General features: G+C 47.2%; 26 protein-coding genes and 1 tRNA gene. 11 read left to right on the top strand and 16 right to left on the bottom strand.

The features are described from left to right. Nucleotides 1-24: 24 nt before the first annotated feature. The 6 genes from AS006_RS01610 to AS006_RS01585 are packed head-to-tail and all read left to right on the top strand — an operon-like array spanning nt 25 to nt 4,838. Nucleotides 25-1,179 carry an MFS transporter gene (locus AS006_RS01610; RefSeq protein ID WP_101512619.1) on the top strand — a complete coding sequence of 385 codons (1,155 nt, stop codon included), beginning with the start codon at nt 25-27 and terminating at the stop codon, nt 1,177-1,179. A 48-nt stretch (nt 1,180-1,227) separates the two neighbouring features. Further along, nucleotides 1,228-1,986: a flagellin gene (locus AS006_RS01605; protein WP_199167263.1), complete on the top strand. Its 759-nt coding sequence runs from the start codon at nt 1,228-1,230 to the stop codon at nt 1,984-1,986. A 2-nt stretch (nt 1,987-1,988) separates the two neighbouring features. Next, nucleotides 1,989-2,573 carry an isochorismatase family protein gene (locus tag AS006_RS01600; RefSeq protein ID WP_101512617.1) on the top strand — a complete coding sequence of 195 codons (585 nt, stop codon included), beginning with the start codon at nt 1,989-1,991 and terminating at the stop codon, nt 2,571-2,573. Then, nucleotides 2,534-3,328, top strand: coding sequence for an NAD(P)/FAD-dependent oxidoreductase (locus AS006_RS01595; RefSeq protein WP_101512616.1), 795 nt, complete (start codon nt 2,534-2,536; stop codon nt 3,326-3,328). The genes AS006_RS01600 and AS006_RS01595 overlap by 40 nt, the downstream gene beginning before the upstream one ends. Continuing rightward, nucleotides 3,325-3,906: an MBL fold metallo-hydrolase gene (locus AS006_RS01590; protein ID WP_101512615.1), complete on the top strand. Its 582-nt coding sequence runs from the start codon at nt 3,325-3,327 to the stop codon at nt 3,904-3,906. The genes AS006_RS01595 and AS006_RS01590 overlap by 4 nt, the downstream gene beginning before the upstream one ends. Next, complete coding sequence (locus AS006_RS01585) at nt 3,903-4,838, top strand: radical SAM protein (protein ID WP_101512614.1); 936 nt, start codon at nt 3,903-3,905, stop codon at nt 4,836-4,838. The genes AS006_RS01590 and AS006_RS01585 overlap by 4 nt, the downstream gene beginning before the upstream one ends. Before the next feature lie 20 nt (nt 4,839-4,858). On the opposite strand, the gene trpA is transcribed toward AS006_RS01585, so the two are convergent. The 7 genes from trpA to AS006_RS01550 are packed head-to-tail and all read right to left on the bottom strand — an operon-like array spanning nt 4,859 to nt 12,474. Then, complete coding sequence (trpA, locus tag AS006_RS01580; RefSeq protein WP_101512613.1) at nt 4,859-5,581, bottom strand: tryptophan synthase subunit alpha; 723 nt, start codon at nt 5,579-5,581, stop codon at nt 4,859-4,861. Further along, nucleotides 5,578-6,747 carry a tryptophan synthase subunit beta gene (gene trpB, locus AS006_RS01575; protein ID WP_101512612.1) on the bottom strand — a complete coding sequence of 390 codons (1,170 nt, stop codon included), beginning with the start codon at nt 6,745-6,747 and terminating at the stop codon, nt 5,578-5,580. Before trpB ends, trpA begins: the two co-directional genes overlap by 4 nt. A 3-nt stretch (nt 6,748-6,750) precedes the next feature. Further along, a complete protein-coding gene (locus tag AS006_RS01570) occupies nt 6,751-7,368 on the bottom strand; it encodes a phosphoribosylanthranilate isomerase (protein ID WP_101512611.1) in 618 nt (205 codons plus the stop codon). Beyond that, nucleotides 7,356-8,111, bottom strand: a complete 756-nt coding sequence (locus AS006_RS01565; protein ID WP_101512610.1) for an indole-3-glycerol-phosphate synthase — start codon at nt 8,109-8,111, stop codon at nt 7,356-7,358. The genes AS006_RS01570 and AS006_RS01565 overlap by 13 nt, the downstream gene beginning before the upstream one ends. Then, a complete protein-coding gene (locus AS006_RS01560) occupies nt 8,086-9,711 on the bottom strand; it encodes a bifunctional anthranilate synthase component II/anthranilate phosphoribosyltransferase (protein WP_233185596.1) in 1,626 nt (541 codons plus the stop codon). The genes AS006_RS01565 and AS006_RS01560 overlap by 26 nt, the downstream gene beginning before the upstream one ends. Before the next feature lie 5 nt (nt 9,712-9,716). Then, a complete protein-coding gene (locus tag AS006_RS01555) occupies nt 9,717-11,090 on the bottom strand; it encodes an anthranilate synthase component I family protein (RefSeq protein ID WP_101512608.1) in 1,374 nt (457 codons plus the stop codon). Nucleotides 11,091-11,118: 28 nt separating this feature from the next. Further along, nucleotides 11,119-12,474, bottom strand: coding sequence for a diguanylate cyclase domain-containing protein (locus AS006_RS01550; protein WP_101512607.1), 1,356 nt, complete (start codon nt 12,472-12,474; stop codon nt 11,119-11,121). A 138-nt stretch (nt 12,475-12,612) separates the two neighbouring features. On the opposite strand from AS006_RS01550, the gene AS006_RS01545 reads away from it, so the two are divergent. From AS006_RS01545 to AS006_RS01535, 3 genes are all read left to right on the top strand, one after another. Next, nucleotides 12,613-12,942: an SPW repeat protein gene (locus tag AS006_RS01545; protein ID WP_101512606.1), complete on the top strand. Its 330-nt coding sequence runs from the start codon at nt 12,613-12,615 to the stop codon at nt 12,940-12,942. 35 nt (nt 12,943-12,977) lie between these two features. Beyond that, nucleotides 12,978-13,054, top strand: a tRNA-Pro gene (locus AS006_RS01540). A 39-nt stretch (nt 13,055-13,093) separates the two neighbouring features. Further along, nucleotides 13,094-13,318: an FmdB family zinc ribbon protein gene (locus tag AS006_RS01535; protein WP_101512605.1), complete on the top strand. Its 225-nt coding sequence runs from the start codon at nt 13,094-13,096 to the stop codon at nt 13,316-13,318. Here the strand turns inward: AS006_RS01535 and tsaD are convergent. Genes tsaD through AS006_RS01500 form a run of 7 tightly spaced genes read right to left on the bottom strand, consistent with a single transcriptional unit; the run spans nt 13,315 to nt 19,399 of the window. Then, entirely contained in the window at nt 13,315-14,298 is a 984-nt protein-coding gene (gene tsaD, locus AS006_RS01530; protein WP_101512604.1) for a tRNA (adenosine(37)-N6)-threonylcarbamoyltransferase complex transferase subunit TsaD, read from the bottom strand. The two genes, AS006_RS01535 and tsaD, sit on opposite strands and share 4 nt — an antisense overlap. After that, nucleotides 14,295-15,515 (bottom strand): ATP-dependent Clp protease ATP-binding subunit ClpX, encoded by a 1,221-nt coding sequence (gene clpX / locus AS006_RS01525; protein WP_101512603.1) that lies wholly within the window; start codon nt 15,513-15,515, stop codon nt 14,295-14,297. The genes tsaD and clpX overlap by 4 nt, the downstream gene beginning before the upstream one ends. Before the next feature lie 13 nt (nt 15,516-15,528). Continuing rightward, nucleotides 15,529-15,861, bottom strand: a complete 333-nt coding sequence (gene rsfS / locus AS006_RS01520) for a ribosome silencing factor (RefSeq protein WP_101512602.1) — start codon at nt 15,859-15,861, stop codon at nt 15,529-15,531. A gap of 19 nt (nt 15,862-15,880) precedes the next feature. Beyond that, nucleotides 15,881-17,704, bottom strand: a complete 1,824-nt coding sequence (glmS, locus tag AS006_RS01515; protein ID WP_101512601.1) for a glutamine--fructose-6-phosphate transaminase (isomerizing) — start codon at nt 17,702-17,704, stop codon at nt 15,881-15,883. Continuing rightward, a complete protein-coding gene (plsX, locus tag AS006_RS01510; RefSeq protein WP_101512600.1) occupies nt 17,676-18,659 on the bottom strand; it encodes a phosphate acyltransferase PlsX in 984 nt (327 codons plus the stop codon). The genes glmS and plsX overlap by 29 nt, the downstream gene beginning before the upstream one ends. A 4-nt stretch (nt 18,660-18,663) precedes the next feature. Continuing rightward, nucleotides 18,664-18,846 (bottom strand): 50S ribosomal protein L32, encoded by a 183-nt coding sequence (gene rpmF / locus AS006_RS01505; RefSeq protein WP_038066753.1) that lies wholly within the window; start codon nt 18,844-18,846, stop codon nt 18,664-18,666. A 4-nt stretch (nt 18,847-18,850) separates the two neighbouring features. Next, nucleotides 18,851-19,399 carry a DUF177 domain-containing protein gene (locus AS006_RS01500; protein WP_101512599.1) on the bottom strand — a complete coding sequence of 183 codons (549 nt, stop codon included), beginning with the start codon at nt 19,397-19,399 and terminating at the stop codon, nt 18,851-18,853. Nucleotides 19,400-19,951: 552 nt separating this feature from the next. On the opposite strand from AS006_RS01500, the gene AS006_RS01495 reads away from it, so the two are divergent. After that, nucleotides 19,952-20,599 carry a lactate utilization protein gene (locus AS006_RS01495; RefSeq protein ID WP_101512598.1) on the top strand — a complete coding sequence of 216 codons (648 nt, stop codon included), beginning with the start codon at nt 19,952-19,954 and terminating at the stop codon, nt 20,597-20,599. A gap of 22 nt (nt 20,600-20,621) precedes the next feature. Here the strand turns inward: AS006_RS01495 and AS006_RS01490 are convergent, their stop codons facing one another. Continuing rightward, entirely contained in the window at nt 20,622-22,493 is a 1,872-nt protein-coding gene (locus AS006_RS01490; RefSeq protein ID WP_101512597.1) for a DUF4914 family protein, read from the bottom strand. Between the two features lie 185 nt (nt 22,494-22,678). Between AS006_RS01490 and pheA the strand changes: the two genes are divergently transcribed. Beyond that, nucleotides 22,679-24,331, top strand: coding sequence for a prephenate dehydratase (gene pheA, locus AS006_RS01485; RefSeq protein WP_233185595.1), 1,653 nt, complete (start codon nt 22,679-22,681; stop codon nt 24,329-24,331). 20 nt (nt 24,332-24,351) lie between these two features. Here pheA and AS006_RS01480 read toward each other — a convergent pair whose 3' ends face one another. Beyond that, complete coding sequence (locus AS006_RS01480; protein WP_101512595.1) at nt 24,352-25,653, bottom strand: alkaline phosphatase; 1,302 nt, start codon at nt 25,651-25,653, stop codon at nt 24,352-24,354.

Raw genomic sequence — 25,653 nt, 5'->3', positions numbered from 1 at the left:
ACGCTGCTACATGGAGGGAACTGTATGTCGAAAAAACAGGCCTTTCTGTTCATTGTACTCCTTGGGCTGGTCAGTCTCTTTGCGGATATAACGTACGAAGGAGCAAGAAGCATCGTGGGGCCGTTCATGAAAACCCTCGGAGCGAGCGCTGCAGTGCTGGGTTTCGCAGTGGGATTGGGAGAACTGATAGGATACGCCTTTCGGCTTGTATCTGGTGTTTTGAGCGATGTTACCAGGAAGTACTGGCTCTTCACCATTCTCGGCTACGTTATGAACCTTCTGGCCGTTCCCATGCTTGCCTTTGCAGGAAACTGGCAGGTGGCACTCGCTTTGATTCTAATGGAAAGATTTGGAAAGGCATTGAGAACACCCGCAAGAGACACGCTCCTTTCCTTTGCAGCGGAGGAGATAGGAACAGGCAAGAGTTTTGGAATACACGAAGCGCTGGATCAGGTGGGAGCCATCCTGGGTCCACTTTCGATCACCTTTGCCCTTGCCTTTGGTAAAGGTTACAGATTTTGTTTCTTCGTACTCTTCATACCCGCCCTTGTCGCGCTCGCACTTCTCCTCACGGCACGCATTGTGTTTCCCTCTGCCCGGACCGAAAAGGTGAAGAAAGACAGGTTCACCGATCAAAACCTGGGACGTACATACTGGTTCTACCTGCTGGTTGTTTCGATGATAGCGTTTGGATTTGCCGATTTTCCTCTGATCGCGTACCACATGAAGAACTTTGAAATCGCAAAAGATTTTCTCGTTCCTGCCGTGTATTCCCTTGCGATGGCGGTCGATGCCGTGAGTGCACTCGTTTTCGGGTATCTCTTCGACAAAAGGGGTTTTTCAGCACTCCTTTATCCTGTGCTTCTTTCTGCCTTCTTTCCGATACTTTCGTTCTCCGGATACTTCCCTCTCATCTTTGCAGGAACGGCTCTGTGGGGCATAGGCATGGGTGCTCAGGAATCGATCATGAGGGCAGTCGTTGCGAAGATAGTTCCACAGGAAAAGCGTGGTTTTGCCTACGGAATGTTCTTCACGGTGTATGGAGTGTTCTGGTTTCTGGGATCCTGGATTCTGGGGATCCTTTACGATACCAATCGCCTTTATCTGATCCTTGTTTCTTTCTTCTCTCAACTGATGGCCTTTGCTCTTCTTTTCAGATTCAAAAGAACAGCAGGTTGAAAAAGAGTAACGATCGTGCAAGAATTAAAAAGGAAAGAGGGGATCTTCATGAGGATCGACAATGTCAGTTTGGTGAGATACATAGAACAGTTGTACCCTGAAAGAACGAACAGAACCGTTTACCGGTTCAACTCTGTCTCGGAACTTTCTATCCAGCAGAGGCTGAGAAATCAGATTGAAGGATACAGATCGACCCTTTCGCAGATCTACAGTGGTATAGGACTTCTCAACACAGCAGACGCCGGGCTTGAAAGCATCACGGTAGCCATTCAGAGAGCCAGGGAACTCGCTGTTCAGGCATCCAGCCCAACCCTCACAGAGAACGAAAGATCTCTCCTTCAGGAGGAATACAGCAGGATACTTCAGGGTGTAAGAAGAACGATCCAGCAGACCACGTACAACAACAGAAGGATCTTTGAAGGAGAAAACCTTGTGGTACAGACAGGTCCAAACGAGGGACAGAACATCACGATGAACATACCAGATCTTAGAGAAATGCTGTCAAAGCTTTTCGAAACAGACATTTCAAGGGACTCTCAGCAGGCTCTGAGAACCATCGTTCAGGTTCTGGAAGAGGTTTCTCAGACAAGAGGAAACATCGGTGCCTGGATGAACAGACTGGAAGCTTCCGCCAGAAACGTGCTGAATGCATACTTGGAACTGTTCAGATCAGAGGGCACATTCGAACCAGCGGTCGAAGAGACCATGATGGAACAGATCAAAGACGAACTGCTGAGACAGGTGACGATAACAGGCCTTCTCCACAGAATGGAAAACAGCAGAAACGTACTGAACCTTCTGATGTGAGTATGTTCTATTTCCCTGAACGTGAGAGAAAAAGGTTTTACCTGAACCGCCCCGCCCTTCTCATAATAGACCTTCAGAATTATTTCACCTCCCCCGACTCCCCAGCGTACCTTTGGGGAGTGGAGTTTGCGGTCGAAAACATCAGAAAGTTGAAGGAAGGATTCGAAAAAAACAACTATCCCATCTTTGCAACCGTACACGTGGGAGCCTCTCCCATGATGAAAAGATGGTGGGGAAACGAGGTGGGACGAAAGTGGGCCGTTCCTGTCTTCTCGGACGTGATGATTTTCGAAAAGAATACCTACGATGCTTTCTACTCTACGAATCTTGAAGAAGAACTCAGATCACTCGATGTTCGACAGGTTGTTATAACAGGCGTGATGACGCACCTTTGTTGTGAGACAACAGCCCGAAGTGCTTTCGTGAGGAACTTCGAAGTGATAATGGTGGAAGACGCCCTCTGGGACAAGAACGAGTGGTATCACTTCTCTTCACTCAAAAACCTCGCCCACGGTGTAGCGTACATTGCAAAAACGGAGGAGATACTGTGCGCGTTGGAATCGTTGGAGCAGGACCGGCCGGAGTAGCCGCTGCCGTTTTTTTGAGAAGATACGACGTTGAAGTCGTCGTCTTTGAAAAAAACAGAGTGGGAGGGCTTCTGAGAAACGCTTACCTCGTCGAAAATTTTCCGATATTCCCCCCAGCCCCTGGAGAAAAGATCTGCGAAATCTTAGAGAGCAGACTGAGGGAGTCCGGTGCAGTTTTTCTGAAAGAGGAAGTGATAAAGGTCTCGAATCGAAGGGTCATCACGAAAAAGGGATCTTTTCTGTTCGATTACGTTGTTGTGGCAAGCGGGACCGTTCCAAAAAGAATCCCAGATTTTGAAGTGTCCGATAAAGTGGCTTACGAGTTTTCAAAGCTTCCTGAATTCGAAAAACTCGCCGTATATGGTGCAGGAGACGCTGCCTTCGATGGTGCACTGAAGGCTCTGGAAGAGGGTAAGGAGGTTCATCTGTTCAACCGGGGATCCAGAATCAGGGCACTTCCTCTTCTAGTGAAAAGGACAAGGGATTTTAGAAGATTTTCATATCATGAGAATTGCCCTGTTTTTGGTGTAAAGACTGAAGGAGATCGGTTAAAATTGATCACAGAGAAAGGGGAATTCTTGTTCGATGCCCTTCTCATCTGCATAGGGCGTGTTCCAAACGTTTCCTTTGTGGAAAAGGATGATAAAACCTTCATCGTTGGGGACGCAAGAGGAGGTTTCAGGCAAGCGTCCATTGCCATGGGAAACGCTATAGAAACGGCGATGGAAATCTTGAAAAGAGAGGGAAGAATATGAACTTCAGAAGGTACGTTACGTCGTCTCCTTTTGATGTAAACACCTACGTTTTCGAGATGAACGGAACACTCTACGTGGTGGATCCAGGAGAGGGTATTTCACAGTTTGTAACAGATCCCGTCGTTGTTCTCGTCACCCACGGCCACTGTGATCACATATCGGGGATACCGGAACTTCAGGTGAAGGAACTCTTCATCTCACCTGAGGATGCCCACATGCTGACGAATCCTGAGGAAAATCTTTCACTGAGTTTCATGGATCATCCCGTGGTAGTGGAACTCGACTGGAAGGACATAGATTCCAGTTTCAAGACTTTAAAAGTACCAGGACACACGAAGGGATCTCGCTTCATCATATTCGATGGTGTGGTGTTCACAGGTGACACCGTCTTTTCGGATACGATAGGGCGGATAGACCTTGGTGGATCCGAAGAGGAGATGAGGTTTACCCTGAGCCGGATAGAAGAGTTCTTCAGGAACCTTCCACAGGAGTGGATCGTGTGTCCGGGTCACGGTGAAACGACCACCGTGAAGGATCTTTTGAGAAGAAATCCATTTTTGGGGAGGAACGTGAAGTGAGAATCATCAGAAGGATAGGAAAGGAAGAAGTTGCCTACGTTTACCTTGGAGAGACTTCAAAGGGAAACCTCGTGGAATTTGTGGAATCCATCCAGCCTCCTGTCCCACGCGAGAAAAAGTGGGTACTCATCGTTTCCACTCTGGCCGGGTGTCCTGTCGGATGTCTCATGTGCGATGCAGGTGGATTCTACAGAGGGAAACTCTCCTCAGAGGAGATTCTCGAACAGATAGACTTTCTTGTGGAAAGCAGATACCCGGACAGAAAGGTCCCGGTGGAGAAGTTCAAGATACAGTTTGCCAGAATGGGAGAACCTGCCCTGAACGATGCCGTACTCGATGTACTGGAGGATCTTCCAAAAAGATACAACGCTTTCGGTCTTTTGCCATCGATCTCCACAATAGCACCCCACGGCACAGACAGTTTCTTCGAAAAACTTTTGAAGATAAAAGAAAAACACTACAGGGGAAGGTTTCAGCTTCAGTTCTCCATTCACTCGACGAACGAAGAAGAAAGAGACCGCATCATGCCCGTGAAGAAATGGTCTCTCAGAGAAATATCAGAATACGGCAAGACGTTTGTGAAAGAAGGAGACAGAAAGATCACACTGAACTTTGCCGTAGCCCAAAACTATTCACTGGATCCCGATGTTATCGTTGACCTTTTCGATCCCGAAAAGTTCCTCGTGAAGATCACTCCGGTAAACCCCACCTACCGTTCAAGGGAAAACAACCTCAGGTCTGACGTCGACATCGAAAAGGGTGCACTCATAAAACACCAGGAATTTGTGAGCAGACTCAGAAATGCGGGGTTTGAAGTGATATTGAGCATCGGTGAACTGGAGGAAAACAAAATAGGTAGCAACTGCGGCCAGTACGTTCAAAGACATCTGATGAACCGGAAGAAGTTAGAAGAAGGGTATCAGTACGTTTAAAAAACCCCGCGGCCGCGGGGTCATTCTTCTCCAATGAGTTCTTTCACTCTGGCAACCACTCTCTGTGGTATCTCTTCCTTTTTGCTTTCTTCCATGATCCTTACAAGGGCGCTTCCAACGATCACTCCGTCGGCTATCTCCCACACTTTTCTCACCTGCTCGTGTTTTGATATTCCAAATCCCACAAAAAGCGGAAGTGCTATTTTCTTCTTCACCTTCTTTATGTGTTCCGCAAAGGGAAGGTCTTCCCTTTCTCCTGTGACACCGTATCTGGAGATGTAGTAAACGAAGGGTGCGCGAATCGTGTTTATCGCTTCGAGGTCTTCATCTCTGGTGTTCGGTGCCACGAAAGGAACGATGGGAAAGGATATCTCGACGTTTCTCACTTCTCTTAAAGGAAGATCCGGAATGATGAGTCCTCTCACACCGAGCTTTTTCAACTCGTCGAGGAGCTCTTCTTTTCCCTCAGGATAGTTCACTATCGGGTTGAGGTAACTCATCAGATAGAGTTCGTAATCGACGGAGATCTCTCGGAGCATCTCCAGAATCTTCTTCATGGTAACACCGTTTTTGAGGGCCACACTGTGGGCCAGTTGAATGACCGGCCCATCGGCAACCGGATCGGAGAAGGGAACACCCACCTCCACCCCTGTTATTTTGAGATCGTTGAGAGCGAGCAGAACTTTTCTGGTGGTTTCAAGATCGGGAAATCCGGCTGGAATGTATGCGATGAATCCCTTCATCCTATCCTCTCCCTGATGTACGGATGGTTGAGAACGGACTCCAGATCCTTGTCACCGCGCCCGGAAAGGTTCACGATGACGGTTTTGCCCCCGATGTCTATCTTTCTCAGATAGGCAAGGGCATGGGAACTCTCGAGAGCGGGAATGATCCCTTCGAGTCTGGAAAGTTCAAGGAAGGCATCCAGCGCTTCTTCATCGGTCACAGCATCGTAGAAGACTTTTCCGGTCTCCTTCCAGTAGGCATGTTCAGGACCGACCCCGGAATAATCCAGACCAGCCGATACAGAGTGTGTTATCTGAACCTGACCCCATTCATCTTGAAGAACAAGTGTCTTGCTTCCGTGAAGGTACCCCAACCTTCCCTTCAGAAGGGAAGCGGCGTGTTTTCCCGTGCTGAGACCCTCACCACCTGCCTCCACTCCTATCAGTTTCACCCCACTGTCTATGAACGGATAGAATATCCCAGCAGCGTTGCTTCCTCCTCCAACGCAAGCAACGATGTAATCCGGAAGTTTCCCTTCTTTTTCGAGGATCTGCCTTTTCGTCTCTTCACCTATCACCTTTTGAAAATTTCTCACTATGATCGGGTAGGGATGTGGTCCCACCACGGATCCGATGACGTAGTACGTGGTCTGAAGGTTCGTTATCCAGTCCCTGAGGGCTTCGTTTATGGCATCCTTCAAGGTCCTGCTGCCGCTTTTTACAGGAACCACCTTCGCACCGAGGAGTTTCATTCTTTCAACGTTAGGTTTTTGTCTGATCGTGTCTTCCTCCCCCATGTAGATGACACACTCCATGCCAAAGAGTGCGGCAGCGGTGGCCGTTGCCACACCGTGCTGGCCCGCTCCAGTTTCCGCTATTATCCTCGTTTTCCCCATCTTTTTTGCAAGAAGTACCTGACCGAGTGCGTTGTTTATCTTATGGGCACCGGTGTGGAGAAGATCCTCCCGTTTCAGGTAGATCTTCGCACCGTATTTCTCGCTCAACCTCTCTGCAAAATAAAGTGGGGTGGGGCGGCCCGCGTAGTCCATCAAAAGACGGTTGAACTCCTCCCAGAAGGACTCATCCTTTGTGATGCTTTCGTACGCTTCCTCGAGCTCTTCGAGAGCTGGCATGAGTATCTCCGGAACGTACTGACCACCGTAAGGACCGAAGTAACCTTTCATCTCTCACAGCCCCTTTGCCTTTTTTATGAATTCTCTGACCAGATTGTGATCCTTCTTCCCCGGAGAAATTTCCACGCCGGAAGATACATCGACAGCGAACGGTTTCACCATCTCGATTGCCCTCTCCACGTTCCTGGGGTTCAATCCCCCGGAAAGTACGAGATAGCGAAATTGGTCTCTGTACGGCAAAACAACTGACCAGTTGAAAACCTTCCCGCTACCCCCGTAGCCTGAAACTTTGGTGTCAAGAAGAACGGGAAATTTCCTGTACTCAAGCGCTCGCTTGACATCCTGCTCTTCCGAGATTCCCACGGCCTTTATCACCATGATCTTTTCGTTGAGCTTTTCGCAGAACTCAACACTTTCATCACCATGGAGCTGAACAGCGTTCAACCCTGCATGAAAAGCAATGTCCAGAACACTTTCAAATGATTCGTTCACAAAGACCCCAACTCGGAACACGAAGGGAGGCAGATTGAGAGAAATTTCACGAGCCTTTTCGGGAGAAACATAACGCTTGCTCTTTGGATAGAACACGAATCCTACCGCATCGGCACCACTTTCCACAGAAAACAGGGCATCCTCAAGATTCGTAATTCCGCAGATCTTCACTCTGACCATGCTCTCATCTCTTCGAGGAATCTTCTCGGATTCTTCGCCTTCATGATGGATGTTCCGACGAGAACGGCGTTCACCTTACCTTTCAAGTCTTTCAGCTCCACAGGATCTTTTATGCCACTTTCTGCAACTACCACCACGTCATCCGGTATGAGTGGCAAAAGATCCCAGAGTACGTCTTTCTTTATCTCGAAGGTATCTAGATCCCTCGTGTTGATCCCCACGATCTTTGGCCTGATCACAGAGAAGACCTTCTCAAGATCTTCTCTGGAGTGGACTTCCACAAGACTGTCCATTCCCAGTTCTTCTGCTGTCTCGTAGATGTTCTTTATCTGATCTTCCGTCAGTATGCGAGCGATGATGAGAACGGCATCCGCCCCAGTGCTGGAAGCCAGTTTCACCTGTACAGGATCAAGGTAAAAATCCTTTGCCAGTATCGGTTTTTCTGAAAGTTTCCTGGCAACTCTCACAAACTCGACGTCCCCTTTGAAGAAGTGTTTCTCCGTGAGAATACTTATCGCGTCGGCCAGTTCGTCGTATATCTTTATGTACTCTTCCAGAGAAGCATCGGCATTTATATCTCCCGCAGAGGGGGATGCCTTCTTGAACTCTGCTATGATCTTCACCCTTTCTCTTCCAGAAAGGGCCTTCACGAAGCTGTGGTTTTTCCTCTGCGGAGAGATCTTTTCCTCCATGTTCAAAATATCCTCTTTCTTTTTTTCAACTATTTCCCAGAGTTTTCTGATAGTCCATTACCTCCTCCAGCTTTCTGTAAGCCTGCCCTGAGGTGATCAAATCCAGAGCTTTTTCCACACCGTCTCTGATCGTATCACTCTCCCCAACAAGCCAGAACAGCACCCCCGCGTTCAGCGCAACGGTTTCCACCTGCGTTCTGCTGGCCTCTCCCTTCAGAACACTCTCCATCAAGCGATAAGCTTCCTTGGGGTCAGAAGGACCTTTCAGTTCTTCTGGATCTCCTTTTTTCAAATCAAGTTCCTCTGGATCTACGATCAAAGGTATGATCTCCTCCCGTGTAACCAAAAGAGCCTCGTTTTCACCACACGTGGTGAGTTCATCGGTGAAGCCTCCAGAAACGATCGCAGAACGCTCTGTACCAAGTCTTTGTAGGGCCTGCGCCAGTTTGTGCGCGAAAGAAAAGTCAAAAACACCAACTATCTGGTGTTTCACACGAGCGGGATTCGTGATGGGGCCAAGGAGATTGAAAGCCGTTCTGATTTTGAGCTGTCTTCTTGCCGGCATCACATGCTTCATGGCTGGATGAAGAAGAGGAGCAAAGAGGAAAGAAAAACCTATCTCCCTGAGTTCTTTTTCCATCTCATCTGGTGTCTTTTCGAGTCTATATCCTCCCGCTTCCAGTACGTCGGCACTTCCCACCTTGCTGGAAACCGATCTGTTACCGTGCTTTGCAACGGGTATTCCGGCAGAAGCCACCACGAACGCTGTCGCAGTCGATATGTTGAAGGTTCCAAATCCATCCCCACCGGTTCCACAGGTATCAACGGTGAGAGGAGAGGGCGCCTTAACATGAACGGCCTTTTCTTGCATGACCACTGCCATGCCACCGAGTTCATCCCCGGTTTCTCCTTTCATCCTCAAAGCTACGAGGAACCCCGCTATCTGTGCGTCCGTTGCCTTTCCCGACATGATATGCTCCATCACAAGGCGACTCTCTTCGAAAGAAAGATCCTGAAACTCCACAAGTTTTCTGATGGCCGAGACGATGTCCAGAGCGCTCGTTCCCACTTGCTCCTTCTTCTCACCCAGGTTCAAAAAGTTCTTTATGATCTTCTTCCCTTCTTCCGTCAGAACAGATTCCGGGTGAAACTGGACTCCAAACGTTGGATGCTCTCTGTGTCTCAGTCCCATGATCTCTCCGTCGTCGCTTCTGGCCGTAACTTCAAGATCATCAGGAAGAGAGTTCTCCTCTACGACGAGTGAATGATACCGCGTGGCAACTATGGGATTCTTAAGACCCTGGAAGATATCTCTGCCGTTGTGCAGAATCCTGGATGTCTTTCCATGAAGAATTCTTCTGGCATGGATGATCTTTCCACCGAAAGCGTATCCTATCACCTGATGCCCAAGGCATACACCGAGTATGGGAACTTTCCCGCTGAAGTGCTTCACAACTTCAACAGAAATACCTGCATCTTCCGGTCTTCCGGGACCGGGAGAGATGACGATATGACTTGGGTTCTTTTTCTCTATCTCATCGATCGTTATCTCATCGTTTCTGAAGACCTCTATCCTGCATTCGGGCTCCACTTCTCCTATATACTGCACGATGTTGTAGACGAAAGAGTCGTAATTATCGATGACTATCACCCTTTTCAAGGCAATCCCCCCTGGATCCTCTGGGCGATCTCCAGACTCCTGAAAAGTGCCCTCAGTTTGTTCAGGGTTTCCTGGTACTCACGCTCTGGGACGGAGTCGTAAACGATCCCAGCACCTGCCTGAAGCCACCCTTGTTTTCCTTTGAAGAAAAAGGACCGAATGGTGATAGCGGAATCCATGTTCATCTTTCCGTTTTCGTCTGGGAAGGAAAAGTACCCAACCGCGCCTGCGTACGGCCCCCTTGGAGTCGGTTCTAGCTCTTCTATGATTTCCATGGCTCGCACCTTTGGAGCACCGGAAACGGTGCCAGCGGGAAAGGTGGCTTCAAAAACATCGACAGCGTCTTTGTCCTCTTTCACTTCTCCACTCACCTGCGAAACTATGTGCATAACGTGAGAGTACCTTTCTATTATCATCTTTTTCTCAACACGAACTGTTCCTTCCTTGCAAACTTTGCCAAGGTCGTTTCTTCCAAGATCGACGAGCATCACGTGTTCTGCTATTTCCTTTTCGTCGTTCAGGAGTTCTTCTTCCAGCCTCATGTCCTCTTCGACGGTTCTTCCACGTGGCCTGGTTCCTGCAATTGGTTTCACTGTGGCTTTATTTCCTTCCACCTTCGCCATGGTCTCTGGAGATGACCCCAGAACAACGATGTCTCCAAACTTTAGGTAGAACATGTAAGGAGAAGGATTTATCATTCTCAGGGCTCTGTATATGTAGAACGAATCCAGAGTCGTCTTGAAGGTGAAGCACTGGGAAAGAACCACCTGGAATATATCACCCTCTACAATGTATCTCTTGGCCTTCTCGACGGCTCTGTAGAACCGTTCTCTCTCGAAATTCGACTCCGGTTCCGTCACAAAGATGTTCTTTTCCGGACGACTTTCAAGGGGTTTCAGAATCTTGGCTGCAAGATCCTCTGGGTTTTCACTGATTATGAAGACGTTGTTTTTCAAATGGTCGAAGATTATGAGATGTTCAGGTATTACAAAGTAGAAAGTGGGAAAGATCGACTCCTTGACTTTAATTTTCTCTATGTGAGAGATGTAATCGTAGCTGACAAAACCAACTGCTCCTCCTCTGAAAGAAGGAAGTTCGTCGTGTTTGATCTCGTATCTGTAAATTTCAAGCCAGTCTTTGATCGATTTCAGGGGAGAGGAAGCGTATTCAAATTGCTGACCTGAAGACCTCAAAATTCCCTTTTCGAACACCAGTTCATCTCTTCTTCCAATGCCTATGAAGGAGTGCCTGCCGAAGGCAGAACCGAGTTCCGCACTCTCCAGAAGAAAGGCAAAATCCTCGTTTGCAGATACTTTCATGAAAGTCGAAACGGGTGTTTCAAGATCCGACACAAGTTTGAGCACGTGCATGCTACTCACCCTCTGTGTTTTTCAGTTATTATATCACGAAGCGATTTTTCCCGGAACGTTTGGCTTCATAAAGCTTTTTGTCAGCTTCTTCCACCAATTCAGCAGGAGACGAGTTCTCATCAGAAAAGGCCACTCCACCACTCAGTGTAACTTTTCTTTCTACTTTGAAAATCCTCCTCCAGTCGAAGTTTCGGACACTTTCCATGATCCTGTTCATTGTATCTTCAACCAGATCACGATCACCAGTTTCAAATACAATCATGAACTCTTCTCCACCGTATCTTCCAACTTTGCCATTTGAAACAATTTCTCTCATTGCCTTACTGATAACCTTCAGTACCTCATCACCGACGGGATGGCCAAAGGTGTCGTTTATTCTTTTGAAATCATCGATATCCAGCATGGCAACAGCCACTCTTTCTCTTCTTCTGAGTGTCTCTTCGAGAAATTTCATGATCGCTCTCTTGTTCAGCAATTGGGTGAGAGAGTCAGTCTCCGAAGCGACCATGTAGTCTCTAAAGTCGTTCAGATTTCTGAACAAGACGCTCAGGCTGGAAGCCGAATTTTTCAGGGCAATGTTTAAAAGATACTGATTTTCCACGTCTTCAAAGAGAAGAACACCAAGTTCTGTATTCTCATCTTTCACGACAAAATGAAAGCTGTGCTCAGAGGGTTTCCCTTCCTCACTGAACACCCCATGAAACGACCAGAAGGAAGGGGAAGTTGGCCTTTCCATCCTGGAAAGGAGATAATCCCTCAAGAGTTCCTTTTTCACAGGCTTCCCAAGAGAATAAACTCTTCCTTCACTCGTTGAAAGAAGAAGAACTCTGAACGCACCGAATCCAGAAAAGTATCTGAATAGAATTCCCAGTAAGGAGACGACGTACCTTTCGTCCCTGGTGAATCTCAGATACGATAAAATCTCTTTTTCCAGCATTTCTCTCTTCAACCTGTTCTCAACTATCTGAAAAACGTTTCCAAACTCTTCCAGTTCGCAGCTTTTGTTCGATCTGAAGGGTTTCTCCAGGAAAGCTCTCAAACTATCTTCGATCTCCTCCTTTTTTCCCTTGTCGATGAAGACGTTGGCACCACTTCTTTCAGCCCAGAACTGGTTCACCGTATCGGAAGAACCCGTAAGAATTGCTATTCCGGAATTTTTGAACATCTCGAATTCTCTCAGAACAACGGAGAGATAGATTCCAGAAAAGTCAGGCATGTTGTAGTCGATAATGAAATAATCTGGCCTGTTTCTCAATGCTTTTTGAAGCCCCTCCGTTCCGTTCTCCGCCAGCACAACCTTCGCATCCTTTTCAATCTTTCTCACAATGTCGGAAACCACAAGTCTCCAGAATTTACTGTCATCGACTATGAGAACCGTTTTCATCAAATCCCTCCATTGAGCACTCTTATACAATATGATACAACATCGTTTTTTGCAGTGGGATTCTTTTGATGTTCACAAAATTTTAATCTATAGGACAAAACAACGGTGTTAGAATATCAAACTGGGAGGTGATCATTCATGACCGTGAAGGGATGGATCACCTTCATCTTTTCCATCTGGTTGATCGTCTCAGCCCTGATACCTGGAATTTCGGGATCCAAGGGAGCAAACCTAGCGAACTTCCTGATAGTGGGTATCATCTTTCTGATCACAGGGCTGACCAGCCTGAAGGACTCCAGAGTACCGGCGTGGGTCGTTTTGTTAACAGGAATCTGGCTCATCATCTCCGCTTTCATACCCGGTATAACCGGATCTAGAGGAGCTGCTATCGCAAACGGCATCATCTTCGGCGTTCTGGATCTAGTTCTTTCGTTCTATCTCAGGAAGAGAAAGGAACAGACCAGTTGAACTGAAGTGAACTAGATGGTATCATTTAATTGGTTCGGGGCGTAGCGCAGGTGGCTAGCGCGCCTGCCTTGGGAGCAGGAGGTCGCTGGTTCAAGTCCAGTCGCCCCGACCATTTTTTTATCGAAAAAAGCAATCAGAGGAGGTGAAAAACATGCCAATGTACAGATACGTGTGTGAAGAATGTGGGTACGAAACAACGGTCATGCACGGAATAAACGAGTCCCCAGAAGTTACCTGTGAAGAGTGTGGTGCCAGGATGAAAAGAACGATAGGAAGAGTGGGGATCATATTCAAGGGAAGTGGTTTTTACATCACGGACTCGAGGAGAAGTGAAAGGAAAAAAGAGACGGCGACCTCCTCCGAAAAGAAGGATTAAACACTCAAATTTGGATCTGCGTTCAGATACAAGGGGGAGAAGATCCCCCTTTTCGCTTTTTCGTAGCCTGCCCTGGCAACCATCAGGGCGTTGTCCGTGCAGAGAGAAAGAGGAGGAAAGAAGACCTCGTACCCCCATCTTTTCGCCCGATCGTTCACCTTCTCCCTCAATCTGGAATTTGCGGCCACTCCTCCAACGAAGGCGATCTTCCTTATTCCAAGGTTCCTTGCGAGTCTGAACGTTTTCTCAACCAGGATATCAACGACCGCTTCCTGAAAGGACGCTGCCACATCTTCCACCCTGTAATCTTTTTCTTTCTTCAGAAAATAGAGAACGGCCGTCTTCAAACCCGCAAAACTGAAATTGTAATTCGGTTCATCCATCATGGGACGTGGAAAGTTGTACTTTTCTGGATCGCCCTTCTTCGCCACTTCATCGATGACGGGTCCACCAGGATAACCCAAACCAAGAAGCCTGGCTACTTTGTCAAAGGCCTCTCCAGCCGAGTCGTCCAGAGTCCTTCCGAGTATCTCCATACTGTAGTCCTCGTTCACCCTCATGAGCTGGGTATGGCCGCCGGAGACCATGAGAACCACGAAAGGAGGGGTCAAAGAGGGATTCGCCAGAAACACAGCGTGAACGTGTGCTTCGATGTGGTTTACTCCAACGAAGGGCCTCTTCAGAGAAATGGAAAGTCCCTTCGCCGTAGAAAGTCCCACAAGAAGAGCCCCCACAAGTCCGGGACCGTAAGTAGCCGCCACAACGTCTACAGTTTGTGGATCAATCTTTTTGAAGGTTTCTTTCAAGAGGAATGGTAGGTTTTTGAGGTGGTGCCTGGCGGCCACCTCAGGCACCACCCCACCGAACTTCCGATGAACTTCCACCTGCGAGACGGTGAAGTTCACGATCACATCCTTCCCGTCGTCGAGGACGGCTACCGCCGTTTCATCACAGGAGGTTTCTATGCCGAGAACTCTCATGCAGACTCCCTCATAACGACGATGGGTTTTTCTTTGCCGAGAGCGACCTCTTCGGTTACAACCACCTTCTCCACGTTCTTCAAACTCGGTAGCTCAAACATCATGTCTATCATGAGCTCTTCAAAAACATTTCTCAAAGCTCGTGCTCCGGTTCCTCTCTTCAAAGCCTCTCTTGCAATGACCCTGAGTGCTTCATCGGTCACTTCAAGTTTCACTCCGTCAATCTCGAACAGTTTCTGATACTGTTTCACAACGGCGTTCTTTGGTTCTTTCAATATCCTGATGAGATCCTCCTCTGTCAGATCATCGAGAGTGGCGATCACGGGTAACCTTCCAACGAACTCAGGGATGAGACCGTACTGGACCAGATCGTCTGGTGTCACGTGTCTCAATATCTCTCCTATTCTCATTTCCTTTTTGCTCTTTATCTCTGCTCCGAATCCCATCGTTGTACTCTGAAGGCGTCTTTTTATGATCTCCTCGAGTCCATCGAAGGCTCCACCAACGATGAAGAGGATGTTTCTTGTATCCACCTTTATGAACTCCTGATATGGATGTTTCCTACCACCCTGTGGAGGAACGTTGGCGATCGTTCCCTCGAGTATCTTGAGGAGGGCCTGCTGAACACCCTCACCGGAGACGTCCCTCGTTATAGAGGGATTGGGGGATTTTTTGGCTATCTTGTCGATCTCGTCTATGTAGATGATTCCATATTGGGCTCTCTCCACATCGAAGTTCGCTGCCTCCAGAAGTCTGAGAACAACGTTCTCCACGTCCTCACCCACGTATCCTGCTTCTGTCAACGGCGTGGCATCTGCTATGGCAAAAGGAACGTTCAGTATCTTTGCAAGTATTCTTGCAAGATAAGTCTTTCCTGTGCCGGTTGGACCTATGAGCAGGACGTTGGATTTCTCTATTTCCACATCGTTTGAACTGAGATTGGAAAAAACACGCTTGTAGTGGTTGTAAACTGCAACAGAAAGGATCCTTTTTGCTCTCTCCTGACCTATGATGTATTTGTCGAGTTCTGCCTTTATTTCGGCCGGAGTTGGTATTTCTTTTATTTCGTCCTTTATTCTCACCTTCCTGTCGCTTTTCAGAAGATCATGAAACAAGTCGACACATTCATTACAGATGTAAACGTTGTTCGGACCAGCAATCAGTCTTTCCACCTGACTCATATCTCGCCCACAGAAACTGCAGAACTTACCCTGCATCCTCTCATCCTCCTCAGATTTCTATTCTGTCCGCGTCTATCCACAGACCTTCCAGATCGTAGAAATCCCTTCCCTTTTCGGTGAATATGTGTATTACCACGCTTCCAGCATCTATGATCAACCACTCGTATTGCTCACCTCTGTCGTAGTAAATCAGAGGAAGTGACATCTCCTTTATCAGGTCGACCAACTCATCTCTCAGGGCCTTCATATGAGTGTAGGAGTTTGCAGTGACTATCACGAAGTATTCTGTTGGAACGGGTGTTTTCCTCATGTCAAGAACCACAGGATTTTCTCCACCCTTTTCAGAAATCTTTTCGATGAGTTTTCGAAGAATTTCAATCACCGATTCTCACCTCCAGAAATCACTCAACGGTCACACTCTTCGCTAGGTTTCTCGGCTTGTCAGGATCGAGTCCTTTCATGTCGGCTATGTGATAAGCAAACAACTGTATCACAGGTGCCATCATCAGTGGGTAGAGGCTTTCGTGCGTTGGAGGAACGTGTATGATATCACTCGTGATCTCTTCGAGGCTTTTGTTCCCCTCTGTTCCCAGAACTATCACCTTTGCATTCCTGGATTTTGACTCTATAACATTGCTTTTGGTTTTGAAGAACAGGGAGTCATCCGGCATCACAGCAAAAACAGGAAACTCTGGATCAAGGAGCGCTATGGGACCGTGTTTGAGCTCACCAGCCTGGTATGCAGTGGCGTGAATGTACGTGATCTCTTTGAGTTTCAAAGCTCCTTCGAGCGCCGTTGGATAGCCGTACCCTCTTCCAATGTACATGAAATGCTTGAAATCTTTGTACTTTTCGGAAAGTTCCCTTATCTGCGGATCCTTCCTGAGAACATTTTCGAGAAGTTCTGGCATTCGAACGAGCCTGTCCAGAATCTCATCCGTCTCTTTATTCCAGTATCCGTTTATCTCCATTATTTTCAAACCGAGAAGGTACAGTACCGCAAGCTCGGCCACGTAGGTTTTCGTGGCGGCAACTCCTATCTCTGGCCCCGCGTTCATGAAGAGTGTCACATCGGATTCTCTGTCGAGTGTGGATCCCACCACGTTCACTATGGAGACTATCTTTGCACCGTGCTTTTTTGCGAGTCGAACAGACTCAAGAGTATCCGCAGTCTCACCAGACTGGGAAATCGCCAGTAAAACGTCTCCTTCTTTCACGTGTGGCCTCTTGTATCTGAACTCAGATGAAACCTCCACATCGACGTCTATATCTGTATTATTTTCCACAAAATACTTGAAAACGAGTCCTGCGTAATAACTTGTTCCACACGATACAACACGGATTCTGTCTATGTTTTTGAAGAATTCCTCGTAGTGCTCGAGTTCCTCAAAGAACGGTCGATCGTTCTTTATCCTGCCAACAAGGGCGTTCACAAGAGCCTGTGGATCTTCCATGATCTCCTTGTACATGAAGTGTTTGTAACCGCCTTTTTCTGCGGATTTTTCATCCCAATCAACATGGTAGACTCGCCTGTTCTGTTTCACCCCGTCCATGTTGTAGATTTCAAACCCGTCTTTTCTCAGGACCATAACGTCACCATCTTCCAGAAAGACCACATCCTTCGTGAACCTCAAAAGAGGTGTCACGTCCGAAGCGAGGATACCAACTCCTTCGCCTGCTCCAACAACAAGAGGACTGCCTTTTCGTGCGGCAACGATTGTATCCGGAATACTCCTGTGAACGACCGCTATGGCGTAGGCTCCCTTCAACTTTCTGACCGCTTTCAAAACAGCCTCCAGTAGATCCCCCTCGAACTCCTCTTCTATGAGATGAGCGATCACTTCCGTATCAGTTTCAGAAGAGAAAGCGTGACCTTTCTGTTCCAGAAACTCCTTCAACTCCCTGTAGTTCTCTATTATTCCGTTATGAACAACGGCGATTTCTTTTCTACAGTCCATGTGAGGATGGGCATTCACATCGTTGGGTTCTCCATGCGTTGCCCACCTGGTGTGAGCGATTCCAACAAGAAAACTATCCTTCAGTTTCTGCTTCAGGCCGTTTTTCAAAACGTCTATTTTTCCCCTTCTTTTGTATACATCGAAATGATCTTTCTGCAGGTAAGCAATCCCTGCCGAATCATAACCTCTATATTCGAGTTTCTGAAGGGAGGAGATAAGATCTTCAAGTTTCAAGTTCTCACCGACCATCCCCACTATTCCGCACATGTGGTATCCCCCTTTCAATTTCACGAACGAGGTTCATCATGATTCCTCTTTCAGCCACCCTGATGGCATGTCTTATAGCCTTCGCATCCGAAGAGCCATGAGCCTTCACAACGATACCCCTTATACCGAGTATGAAGGTTCCCCCGTAAGTTCTTGGATCGAGTCTCTCTCTCATTCGATCAAAGCTCTTTTTCATGAGAAATGCTCCAATCAAAGAAAAAAGCCCACCTTCCTTTATAGATTCTTTCATCACTGAGGTGATCAGCTTTGCCGTTCCTTCCATGGTCTTCAGAGCAACGTTTCCGGAGAACCCATCTGTCACCACCACATGAACCGTTCCGAGGTTTATATCGTGTCCTTCCACGTTTCCGTAAAAGTTATCTCCAAGATGTTCTTTCAGAAGGGAGAAGGCCTTCTTCAGATCTTCGTGCCCTTTGTTTTCCTCCGAGCCGATGTTCAAAAGCCCCACTCGTGGTGACTCCACACCCAGCACTCTTGCGTAAGCGATTCCCATGAACGAAAAGTCCAGAAGGTGTTCTGGTCTGACCTTCGCGTTCGCTCCTGCATCGATCAAGACTGTGAAGCCTTTGAGAGAAGGAACTGCCACGCCAAGGGCTGGTCTTTCCACTCCTTTTATCTTCCCCACGATGGAAGTGGCACCGAGAAAAAGGGGCCCAGTTGCTCCGGCACTCACGAATGCATCCACCTTGCCTTCGGCAACCAGTTTCAAACCGACGTGCATGGACGAGTTCTTTTTCCTCAAAACCTCAAGTGGTGGATCATCCATGTTCACGGTCTCTGTTGTTTCGACAAACGGAAGGCCTGTTTTTTCAACTATCTCTCTGGGTCCTACAAGGACAATTTCACTTTCTATTTCTTTTAAAGCCAAAAGAGCGCCCTTCAAAATTTCATCGGGCGCTCTGTCACCACCCATTGCATCGACTGCTATCTTCACCGCATCACTCCGCTATCTCGAGAACCTGTTTTCCTTTGTAGTAACCACAGTGTAGACAGACTCTGTGTGGCATCTTGTACTCACCGCAGTTCGGACACTTTTCTAGTGGAACACTGATTGCTCTGTAGATCTTTGCTCTTTTGTGATGCGTTCTTGATCGGGATCTTTTTTGTTTCGGAACTGCCATGCTTTTATACCTCCCTGTTCTCAAGGTTGTCCTTCAGTTTAGCAAGGATCTCGAACCGACTGTCAACCACAGGAATTTTATCACACTTGTGATCTGGTTCTTCGTTCAAATTGGTTCCGCAATACGGGCACAATCCTTTACAATCAGGTTTGCACAGAACCTTTTCGGGTACACTCACCACTATCGCTTCAACGATTCTTTCTGAAAGGTCGAATTCCGTTTCATGATAGTATATGATATTCTTCAAAGATTCAAGTTTCTCTTCTTTTACATTTTTTCGCATACTCTCTGGAAGATAGAGTGCCTCTATTACACCTTTTATCTCCACGCGCGTTGATTCCAGACATCTGACACACGGATGCTCTATCGCTGTGTGAACGTATCCACCAACGGTGAATCCATCTTTGGTCTTTGCAACAACCATCTTCACCTTAACCGGCTCCAGGAACCTGCAAAAAGCCACATCCAGTTCTATTCCTTCACTCTTGTACTCACCTTCCAGAAAAAATCGTTTCTTCTTTTCGATTTCTGCAAGTTCAACTTTCCAGTCCATTCTTCTCACCTCATGACTATTATACTCTTAGTAGTAGTAGTAGTAATATAACAGACCATAAAGTGGTAGGTTTCTCGAGTTGAAAATTTCTATCCGTTTTTTGGTGTGAGAAAGAATAAAGTCTGCAACTTACCACCCGGGTGGTAGGTTAGTGGTAGGTTAGTGGTAAGTTATTCTATAAGTCGCTTCTGAAGAGGGTTTCAGGTGGTAGGTTTTCTGAAAATCTTTTCTGAAGAGGATTTCAAAAAACGAAGGTTTTGCAGTAAAATTGTTTGTGAGAACTAAAGTACTCTTTTGATGAAGCATACAGAAACCTACCACCTTTAAATTGGCTTTGGAAGATGATTTCAGAGAGAAGTGGTAGGTTGTTTGTGAAAAAAAGAAGCAAAGAACGATTCTTCAGTAGTTTTTCTACTTCATGTTGTGCGTTTTCTGCTCATGGATACTATAAGTAGTGTTCAGAAACCTACCACCAAACCTACCATTTTAGTTTCAGATAAGATATTTTTGTATCTAAATCTCAAAAATTTGTACTTAAGGAGGTGTTTCACTGTGAGTTTGAGAGAAGATCTGTGGCTTTGGAAGAAAGAGAGGATTGCTGAGTATTTGGCTAACAATTTAAGAAAAAAGAAACATGAAGTCTGGGTGGTGAAAGACAGGGAAGAGGTCGTTGAGAAGGTAAAAGAAATCGTTCCGGAAGGCGCAACCGTGGCGGTTGGTGGTTCTCTCACACTGGCTGATACTGGTGTTCTCGATCTTCTGCGCAGCGGAAAATACAACTTCCTTGACAGGTATTCCGCCAAAACCAGAGAGGAAGTGGAGGAAATATACAGAAAGAGTTTCTGGGCCGATTACTACTTCACCAGCGCAAATGCTATAACGGAGGATGGAAAACTGGTCTTTCTCGACGGAAACGGGAACAGAGTGGCAGCGGTTGTCTACGGTCCCAGGAATGTAGTTGTGGTTGCAAGCGTGAACAAAGTGGTAAAAAATGTCGGAGAAGCAAGAGAGAGGTTGAGGTACATTTCTCCGATGAATTCAAAGCGTTTGAACTTGGAAACCCCATGTACCAAGACAGGATTCTGCGCTGACTGTTCTTCTCCCCAGAGAATATGCGATTATTTCCTGGTGGTGGAATCCGGTGTGAGGCAGCCTGGAAGGTTCAAGGTGATCTTGACACTTGAAGACCTTGGACTTTGAAAAAGCGGGGTTGTCCCCCGCTTTAAAAGTTCATGGGAATGATCTTCAGATAATCCTCAAGGGACCCATCGTCGAGGCAGCACTGGATGATCTCTCTTCCGACCGGGTTCAAATCCTCTGTGAGGAATTTTTTGAGTTCTCTCTTGAAGAAGTCTCTGAGTTGCTGTGCTCCTTTTTCGTAGGCTTCCTCTCCCAGTTCCGGTTGCAGATGTGGTTGTAGAAGTTCTTTGGGGATCGTTATTCCTTCGATCTTCATTTCCTTGAGAGAAAATCCAAGCAGAGCGCATTTTGACGGCACGAGCTGGTTCGGTTTGAATTTCACTCCTCCTCTTCTTGAGAGGTACTCCCTTGCGATCCATTCCGGCATGAATCCGACCTTGTAGACTCCTATGTGCTGGTTTGGAACGAGGATGTATCTGGTTCCGGGTGTGTCTATGATCTGTTCAAGAAGAATGTTGGCGAGCCTCACCATTTTCCCGGAAGAGAACGGCCAGAAAGATCCCACACCTTCGCTTGTCATTCCCTTCGTACTAACTATACTCGGGTTGGCGAACCCTCTTGGTGCCACCAGTCTCCAGAGCCATGCTATGGCAGGGGGTAGTACTTGCATAAGGCCGATGATCCCGTACGTTGGCTTTTCTTTCGTACACGGAGGTGTTCTCACACCGAAACTTCTCACATCCACTTCTACGGGATCGGAGATGGCGTTTTTCATGAATCTCTTTGGGATAATGACGCGCGGGTTCGGACAGGGTTTCCCCGGTTCATCTTCGATGTGTTCCCAGATCAGAGCGGTTGAATCTGGAACGGCATGAATGTTGAGAAAAATCAAAGGTTCAGGTGGATGTATCGTCAGCCTTTCCAGGTCTGGAGCACTTCCGTACTCTGTTATGTGGTCCACCCTTATGAACCATCCAGCTTCCGCATCTTTCGCTACAAGTTTTTTCCCCGTTTGGAGTTTCGGATGACACATGAACATGTCGTCGGCCACCGGCTGGAGTGCGCAGGTTTCTTTGAGTTCTATGTAGAACTTCTCTCCCGTTATCAGATTTTCCGCGAGTTTTATCCTGCCGTCAGGTTCTCTGTGGATTTCTTCGAGTATCTCGCTTTTTCCACCACCGCTTGCTCCCTCGTGCATGATGACGAGTTCGTTTTCGTATGGGGTGATCACCTTCACCGCAGAAGCGTGTGCGGTGACCCATTTTTCTTTTTCACCTATGTAGAGTAAAAATCCATAGACTCCTTTCTTTGCGCTTGGCCCCGGATAGAGATTGTAAGAGAATATCTCGTAATGGGAATTGTGCCTGTAATGGACCACCACCTGTTTTCCATCGAAATGGGTGTGTCTGAAGGGGGGTGCCAGGAACATGTACAGCCTCGGCTTGAAATTCTCCGGGATTTTGCTTGCTGGAACGAAGAACTGAAGATCTGCCAGTCCTCCTACAAAAAATCCAGCGTTCTTCGGGGCTATCAGAACGGCCGGATAGCCATAATCGTATCCTCCAGCCATAAAGGGCAGAAGGATCAAGTCCTGTTTTTTCAACCAGTCGAAGGTTTCCTGCCGAATGGGTTCGAAGTCCTTTCCGAATCTGTCCTTGAACCTTGGCTTGTCTGTTTCTTTATCGTCCCCCACCACGAGGGCCTCTGGATCTCTTCTTCTCATGTATGGTTCAGGATAATTCACCACCAGGCCATTTCTGCAACGTGTAACGGTTGCTTCCACTACGAAGCCTTTTCCTGGAACGTCGTATCCCACTTCAAAAACGTCTTTATTGTCCGTTGCAAGTTCAAGAATTTCTTTTCTGCTTTCTGGTATTATTATCTCTGAAGCGCTCTCTACGATATCCTTGACTTCGTCGGAAAACACGAATCTGTCCAGAACGGTTGTTTTCACGTTATCACCCCTCTGTAGAATAGTTTTCAAGCCAAATTATACCATGCTCCTCTTTGCAACTTTATGCGGCGTGTTAATGATTTTTCTCGTGAGGATTAATATATATAACGAAGACGTAGTAAAACAGGGTAATGCTTAAAAATTCCGAAGAACAGAATTTTTAACGGAGGTTGAGAGAGTTGAAGGTGTACGTAAGCGGAAAAGGGGCCCTGACAGATGCTGTGAGAAAAGAACTAGCGGGCAATACTTGGGAACTCACGGATTCGATTCTTGACGCTGACCTAGTAGTATCTGAGAATCTTCCAGATGTGGATCTTTCCGGAAAAGCCATTGTGGACCTTTATCCATTCAAAGATAAGTCTGTGGCGTTCTATAGGGAAAGGTCTGTTCCATTTGTCAGCATCTTCCCTGTTTTTTACAAGGAGTTTGCATTCTCAGAGTTTTACGTCCTCGAAAAGAGCGTAGATGAACGCATCACTACGTTTCTGGACTTTCTGAAGGATCTTGGTGTTATCCTGAAGGACGTTTCCTGGAGCGAATACGAAGAGATTTTGGAGAAGTATTCTGTTCTTCTTTTCCTTGCCCGCACACTGAAAGATCCTTTTCTTATGGGGTATGCTTCTCACCTTCTGAACTGGGAGGAAGAAACTGGTAACTTTCTGGCTCTGGCAGAAAAAGCCATCCCTCGGTTGAAAGACAACGACCTTCCCGTCGAACACAGCGAGTTGATAGGTGAGTTTTCAAAACTCCTCAGATCTCCTGCAAGTTTGAACGAGATGAGGCACAAGATCAGGCTGATAGATTTTGTAACACTGGGTTTGATCGATGAAAGAATGAAAGTTGCAAAAAGAATCGCTGAGGAGAAGAAAAAGACAGATTCTCCCGTGGACATCAGAGAGGTTGAAGAGCAAAAAGTGAAAGAGATTCTGGACAGAACCAGTCTGAACCCCGTGCGTGTAAGACGTGTATTTGAGGAGATTATGAAGCTTGCAAAAGAAGAAGAATACAGACTACTCGGTATTTCAAAGACAGTAGCTGTCCTCGGTCCTATGGGAAGTTTCAGCGATGAGATGGCTTTGAAACTGATCGGCTCGAGGATACCGATAAAGTACTGTGCCTCAACGGATGAGATCATAAAGATGGTGGAAAAAGGAGAGGCAGATTATGGAATCGTTCCAATAGAGAACTCCACCCACGGAACGGTGATTCCTGTGCTGGATGCCCTGCTGAACCACGAAGTGGAGGTATTCGGCGAGGCAAAACTGGAAGTTCATCACTGTCTTGTCGCAAAAAGAAGGCTCGATCTGAAAGAGATCAAAAGGATTTACTCTCATCCCCAGGCGATCTCCCAATCCCTTGGTTTTATCAACGCTTATCTGCCCCACGCAGAGATCCGTTACACTACCTCAACGAGCGACGCGGTGAATCTACTCGACGATGAATCCGCCGCCATCATGTCAGAAAATGCGGCCAGAATGTACGGTCTGTTCATTCTGAGAAAGAGTATCCAGGATTTAAAAGAAAAGAACATCACGAGGTTTTACATCATAAGGCGAAAAACTGGTAAGATGGAGGGAAAGTACACATCTTTGTTCTTCGGTGTTCAAGACAGACCCGGGGCTTTGAAAGCGGTTTTGGATGTCTTTGCAAACAAGGGAATGAACCTGAGAAAACTGGAATCAAGACCGGCCAGGACATTTCTTGGAGATTACGTGTTCTTCGTGGAAGTGGAGGCGCCTCTTGGCAAGGAGGACCTGAAAGATCTTGAAAAGGTAACAGCGTTCTACAAGATAATCGGGGTGTTCGATGAGATCGAGGAACTGGACGTGTTCAAATGAGGGGCACAGGGCCCCTCATTTTATTTCGCAGGTTCTTTCACGAGTGGATACTGAAGGGAGTATCCAGCGAGTTTCATTATGATCTTCGGGATATCGGTGTTGTCCAGAAATCCTGTGAAGTTCTCCGCACCAGGGCCGAATACATAGATGGGGACCGGAACACCGGAGTGTGATGTGGTGGTCCAGCCAACGTTCACCTTTTCACTCAAGACCCTTCCGAGTTCTACTTTGGGATTGTTTGAAGAGGTGATTCTGTCGAGATCCGAGTCGGACAGCGTCAGACCGAAGTATTTTTCGATGGCCTTTTTGAAACTTCCGCTATCTTTCAGAGAGTAGTTCGCCAGGATCCAGTCGGTGGTCTTTGAAAATTTTCTGATTCTGTCCACATCGACCCTGTAGTCACCCGAAGAAAGTGCAAGTCCCCCTGTTTCGTGATCCGCTGTCACGATCACGAGGGTGTCTCCTCTTTTGAGGGCAAAGTCAAGAGCCACCTGAACCGCTCTGTCGAACTCCACGACTTCCTTCCAGACACCGTAGATGTCGTTGTCATGACCTTCCCAATCGATCTGAGAACCTTCCACCATGAGGAAGAAGGGCTCTTCATCACTTGAGAGTATTTCCAGGGCCTTCTTCACCATTTCGTAGAGCATGGGCTGCTCTTCTCTACTGCTTGCCGGATCAAGATGGCTCGGCGCAAAAAGTGCCAGGACCTTTTCAGTGTTCTCTGGAAGTTTCATCAGCTCTTCTTTCTTTGTCACGTAGACGTAGCCCTTTTCCTTTGCTATCTCGATGAGGTTGAGACCGTCCGATCTTTTACCGCCGAGGCTTTCAGGAAGGAAGTTTGCCCATCCTCCTCCCATAACCAGATCCACTGTTTCACTTTCCACGAGTTGTCTTGCGATCTCGTTCTCCTCGCCTCTATTTTTAACGTGTGCATAGAAGGCTGCCGGTGTCGCGTGTGTCACTCTACAGGTGGCAACGATACCCGTTTTGGCTCCATATGCTTTTGCTATCTCAAAGATGGTGGGAACCCTGGTGCCGTTGGGAAGGATGTTGATCATTCCGTTGTTCGTCTTAAAACCGCTTGCCAGAGCAGTTCCCGCGGCGGCAGAATCCGTCACCCAGCTGTCCGCAGAGTGGGTCTTCACAAGACCTATGTAAGGGGTTTTCGTAAAAGAAAGGGGCTTTCCTTCGATCAGACTGGTAATGTAGGCTTGGGCAAGTCCCATACCATCACCAATGAAGTAGATAACGTTCTTCACCTGTGAAAAGGAAAAAGCAACCAGCAAAAGAGCCAGAACCAGCACGGTGAATCTTCTCAT

This window comes from Thermotoga sp. SG1, from assembly GCF_002865985.1.
GTDB lineage: Bacteria > Thermotogota > Thermotogae > Thermotogales > Thermotogaceae > Thermotoga.
The sequence above is the reverse complement of the archived record's forward strand: the minus strand, read 5'-3'. Positions and strand labels throughout refer to the sequence as shown.

Excerpts from the sequence above, each read along its gene's own strand:
- AS006_RS01610 (WP_101512619.1), top strand. The coding sequence starts at position 25 with ATGTCGAAAAAACAGGCCTTTCTGTTCATTGTACTCCTTGGGCTGGTC.
- AS006_RS01605 (WP_199167263.1), top strand. The coding sequence starts at position 1,228 with ATGAGGATCGACAATGTCAGTTTGGTGAGATACATAGAACAGTTGTAC.
- AS006_RS01600 (WP_101512617.1), top strand. The coding sequence starts at position 1,989 with ATGTTCTATTTCCCTGAACGTGAGAGAAAAAGGTTTTACCTGAACCGC.
- AS006_RS01590 (WP_101512615.1), top strand. The coding sequence starts at position 3,325 with ATGAACTTCAGAAGGTACGTTACGTCGTCTCCTTTTGATGTAAACACC.
- trpA (WP_101512613.1), bottom strand. The coding sequence starts at position 5,581 with ATGAAGGGATTCATCGCATACATTCCAGCCGGATTTCCCGATCTTGAA.
- trpB (WP_101512612.1), bottom strand. The coding sequence starts at position 6,747 with ATGAAAGGTTACTTCGGTCCTTACGGTGGTCAGTACGTTCCGGAGATA.
- AS006_RS01570 (WP_101512611.1), bottom strand. The coding sequence starts at position 7,368 with ATGGTCAGAGTGAAGATCTGCGGAATTACGAATCTTGAGGATGCCCTG.
- AS006_RS01555 (WP_101512608.1), bottom strand. The coding sequence starts at position 11,090 with ATGCACGTGCTCAAACTTGTGTCGGATCTTGAAACACCCGTTTCGACT.
- AS006_RS01550 (WP_101512607.1), bottom strand. The coding sequence starts at position 12,474 with ATGAAAACGGTTCTCATAGTCGATGACAGTAAATTCTGGAGACTTGTG.
- AS006_RS01545 (WP_101512606.1), top strand. The coding sequence starts at position 12,613 with ATGACCGTGAAGGGATGGATCACCTTCATCTTTTCCATCTGGTTGATC.
- AS006_RS01535 (WP_101512605.1), top strand. The coding sequence starts at position 13,094 with ATGCCAATGTACAGATACGTGTGTGAAGAATGTGGGTACGAAACAACG.
- tsaD (WP_101512604.1), bottom strand. The coding sequence starts at position 14,298 with ATGAGAGTTCTCGGCATAGAAACCTCCTGTGATGAAACGGCGGTAGCC.
- clpX (WP_101512603.1), bottom strand. The coding sequence starts at position 15,515 with ATGCAGGGTAAGTTCTGCAGTTTCTGTGGGCGAGATATGAGTCAGGTG.
- glmS (WP_101512601.1), bottom strand. The coding sequence starts at position 17,704 with ATGTGCGGAATAGTGGGGATGGTCGGTGAGAACTTGAAACTTGAAGAT.
- rpmF (WP_038066753.1), bottom strand. The coding sequence starts at position 18,846 with ATGGCAGTTCCGAAACAAAAAAGATCCCGATCAAGAACGCATCACAAA.
- AS006_RS01500 (WP_101512599.1), bottom strand. The coding sequence starts at position 19,399 with ATGGACTGGAAAGTTGAACTTGCAGAAATCGAAAAGAAGAAACGATTT.
- AS006_RS01480 (WP_101512595.1), bottom strand. The coding sequence starts at position 25,653 with ATGAGAAGATTCACCGTGCTGGTTCTGGCTCTTTTGCTGGTTGCTTTT.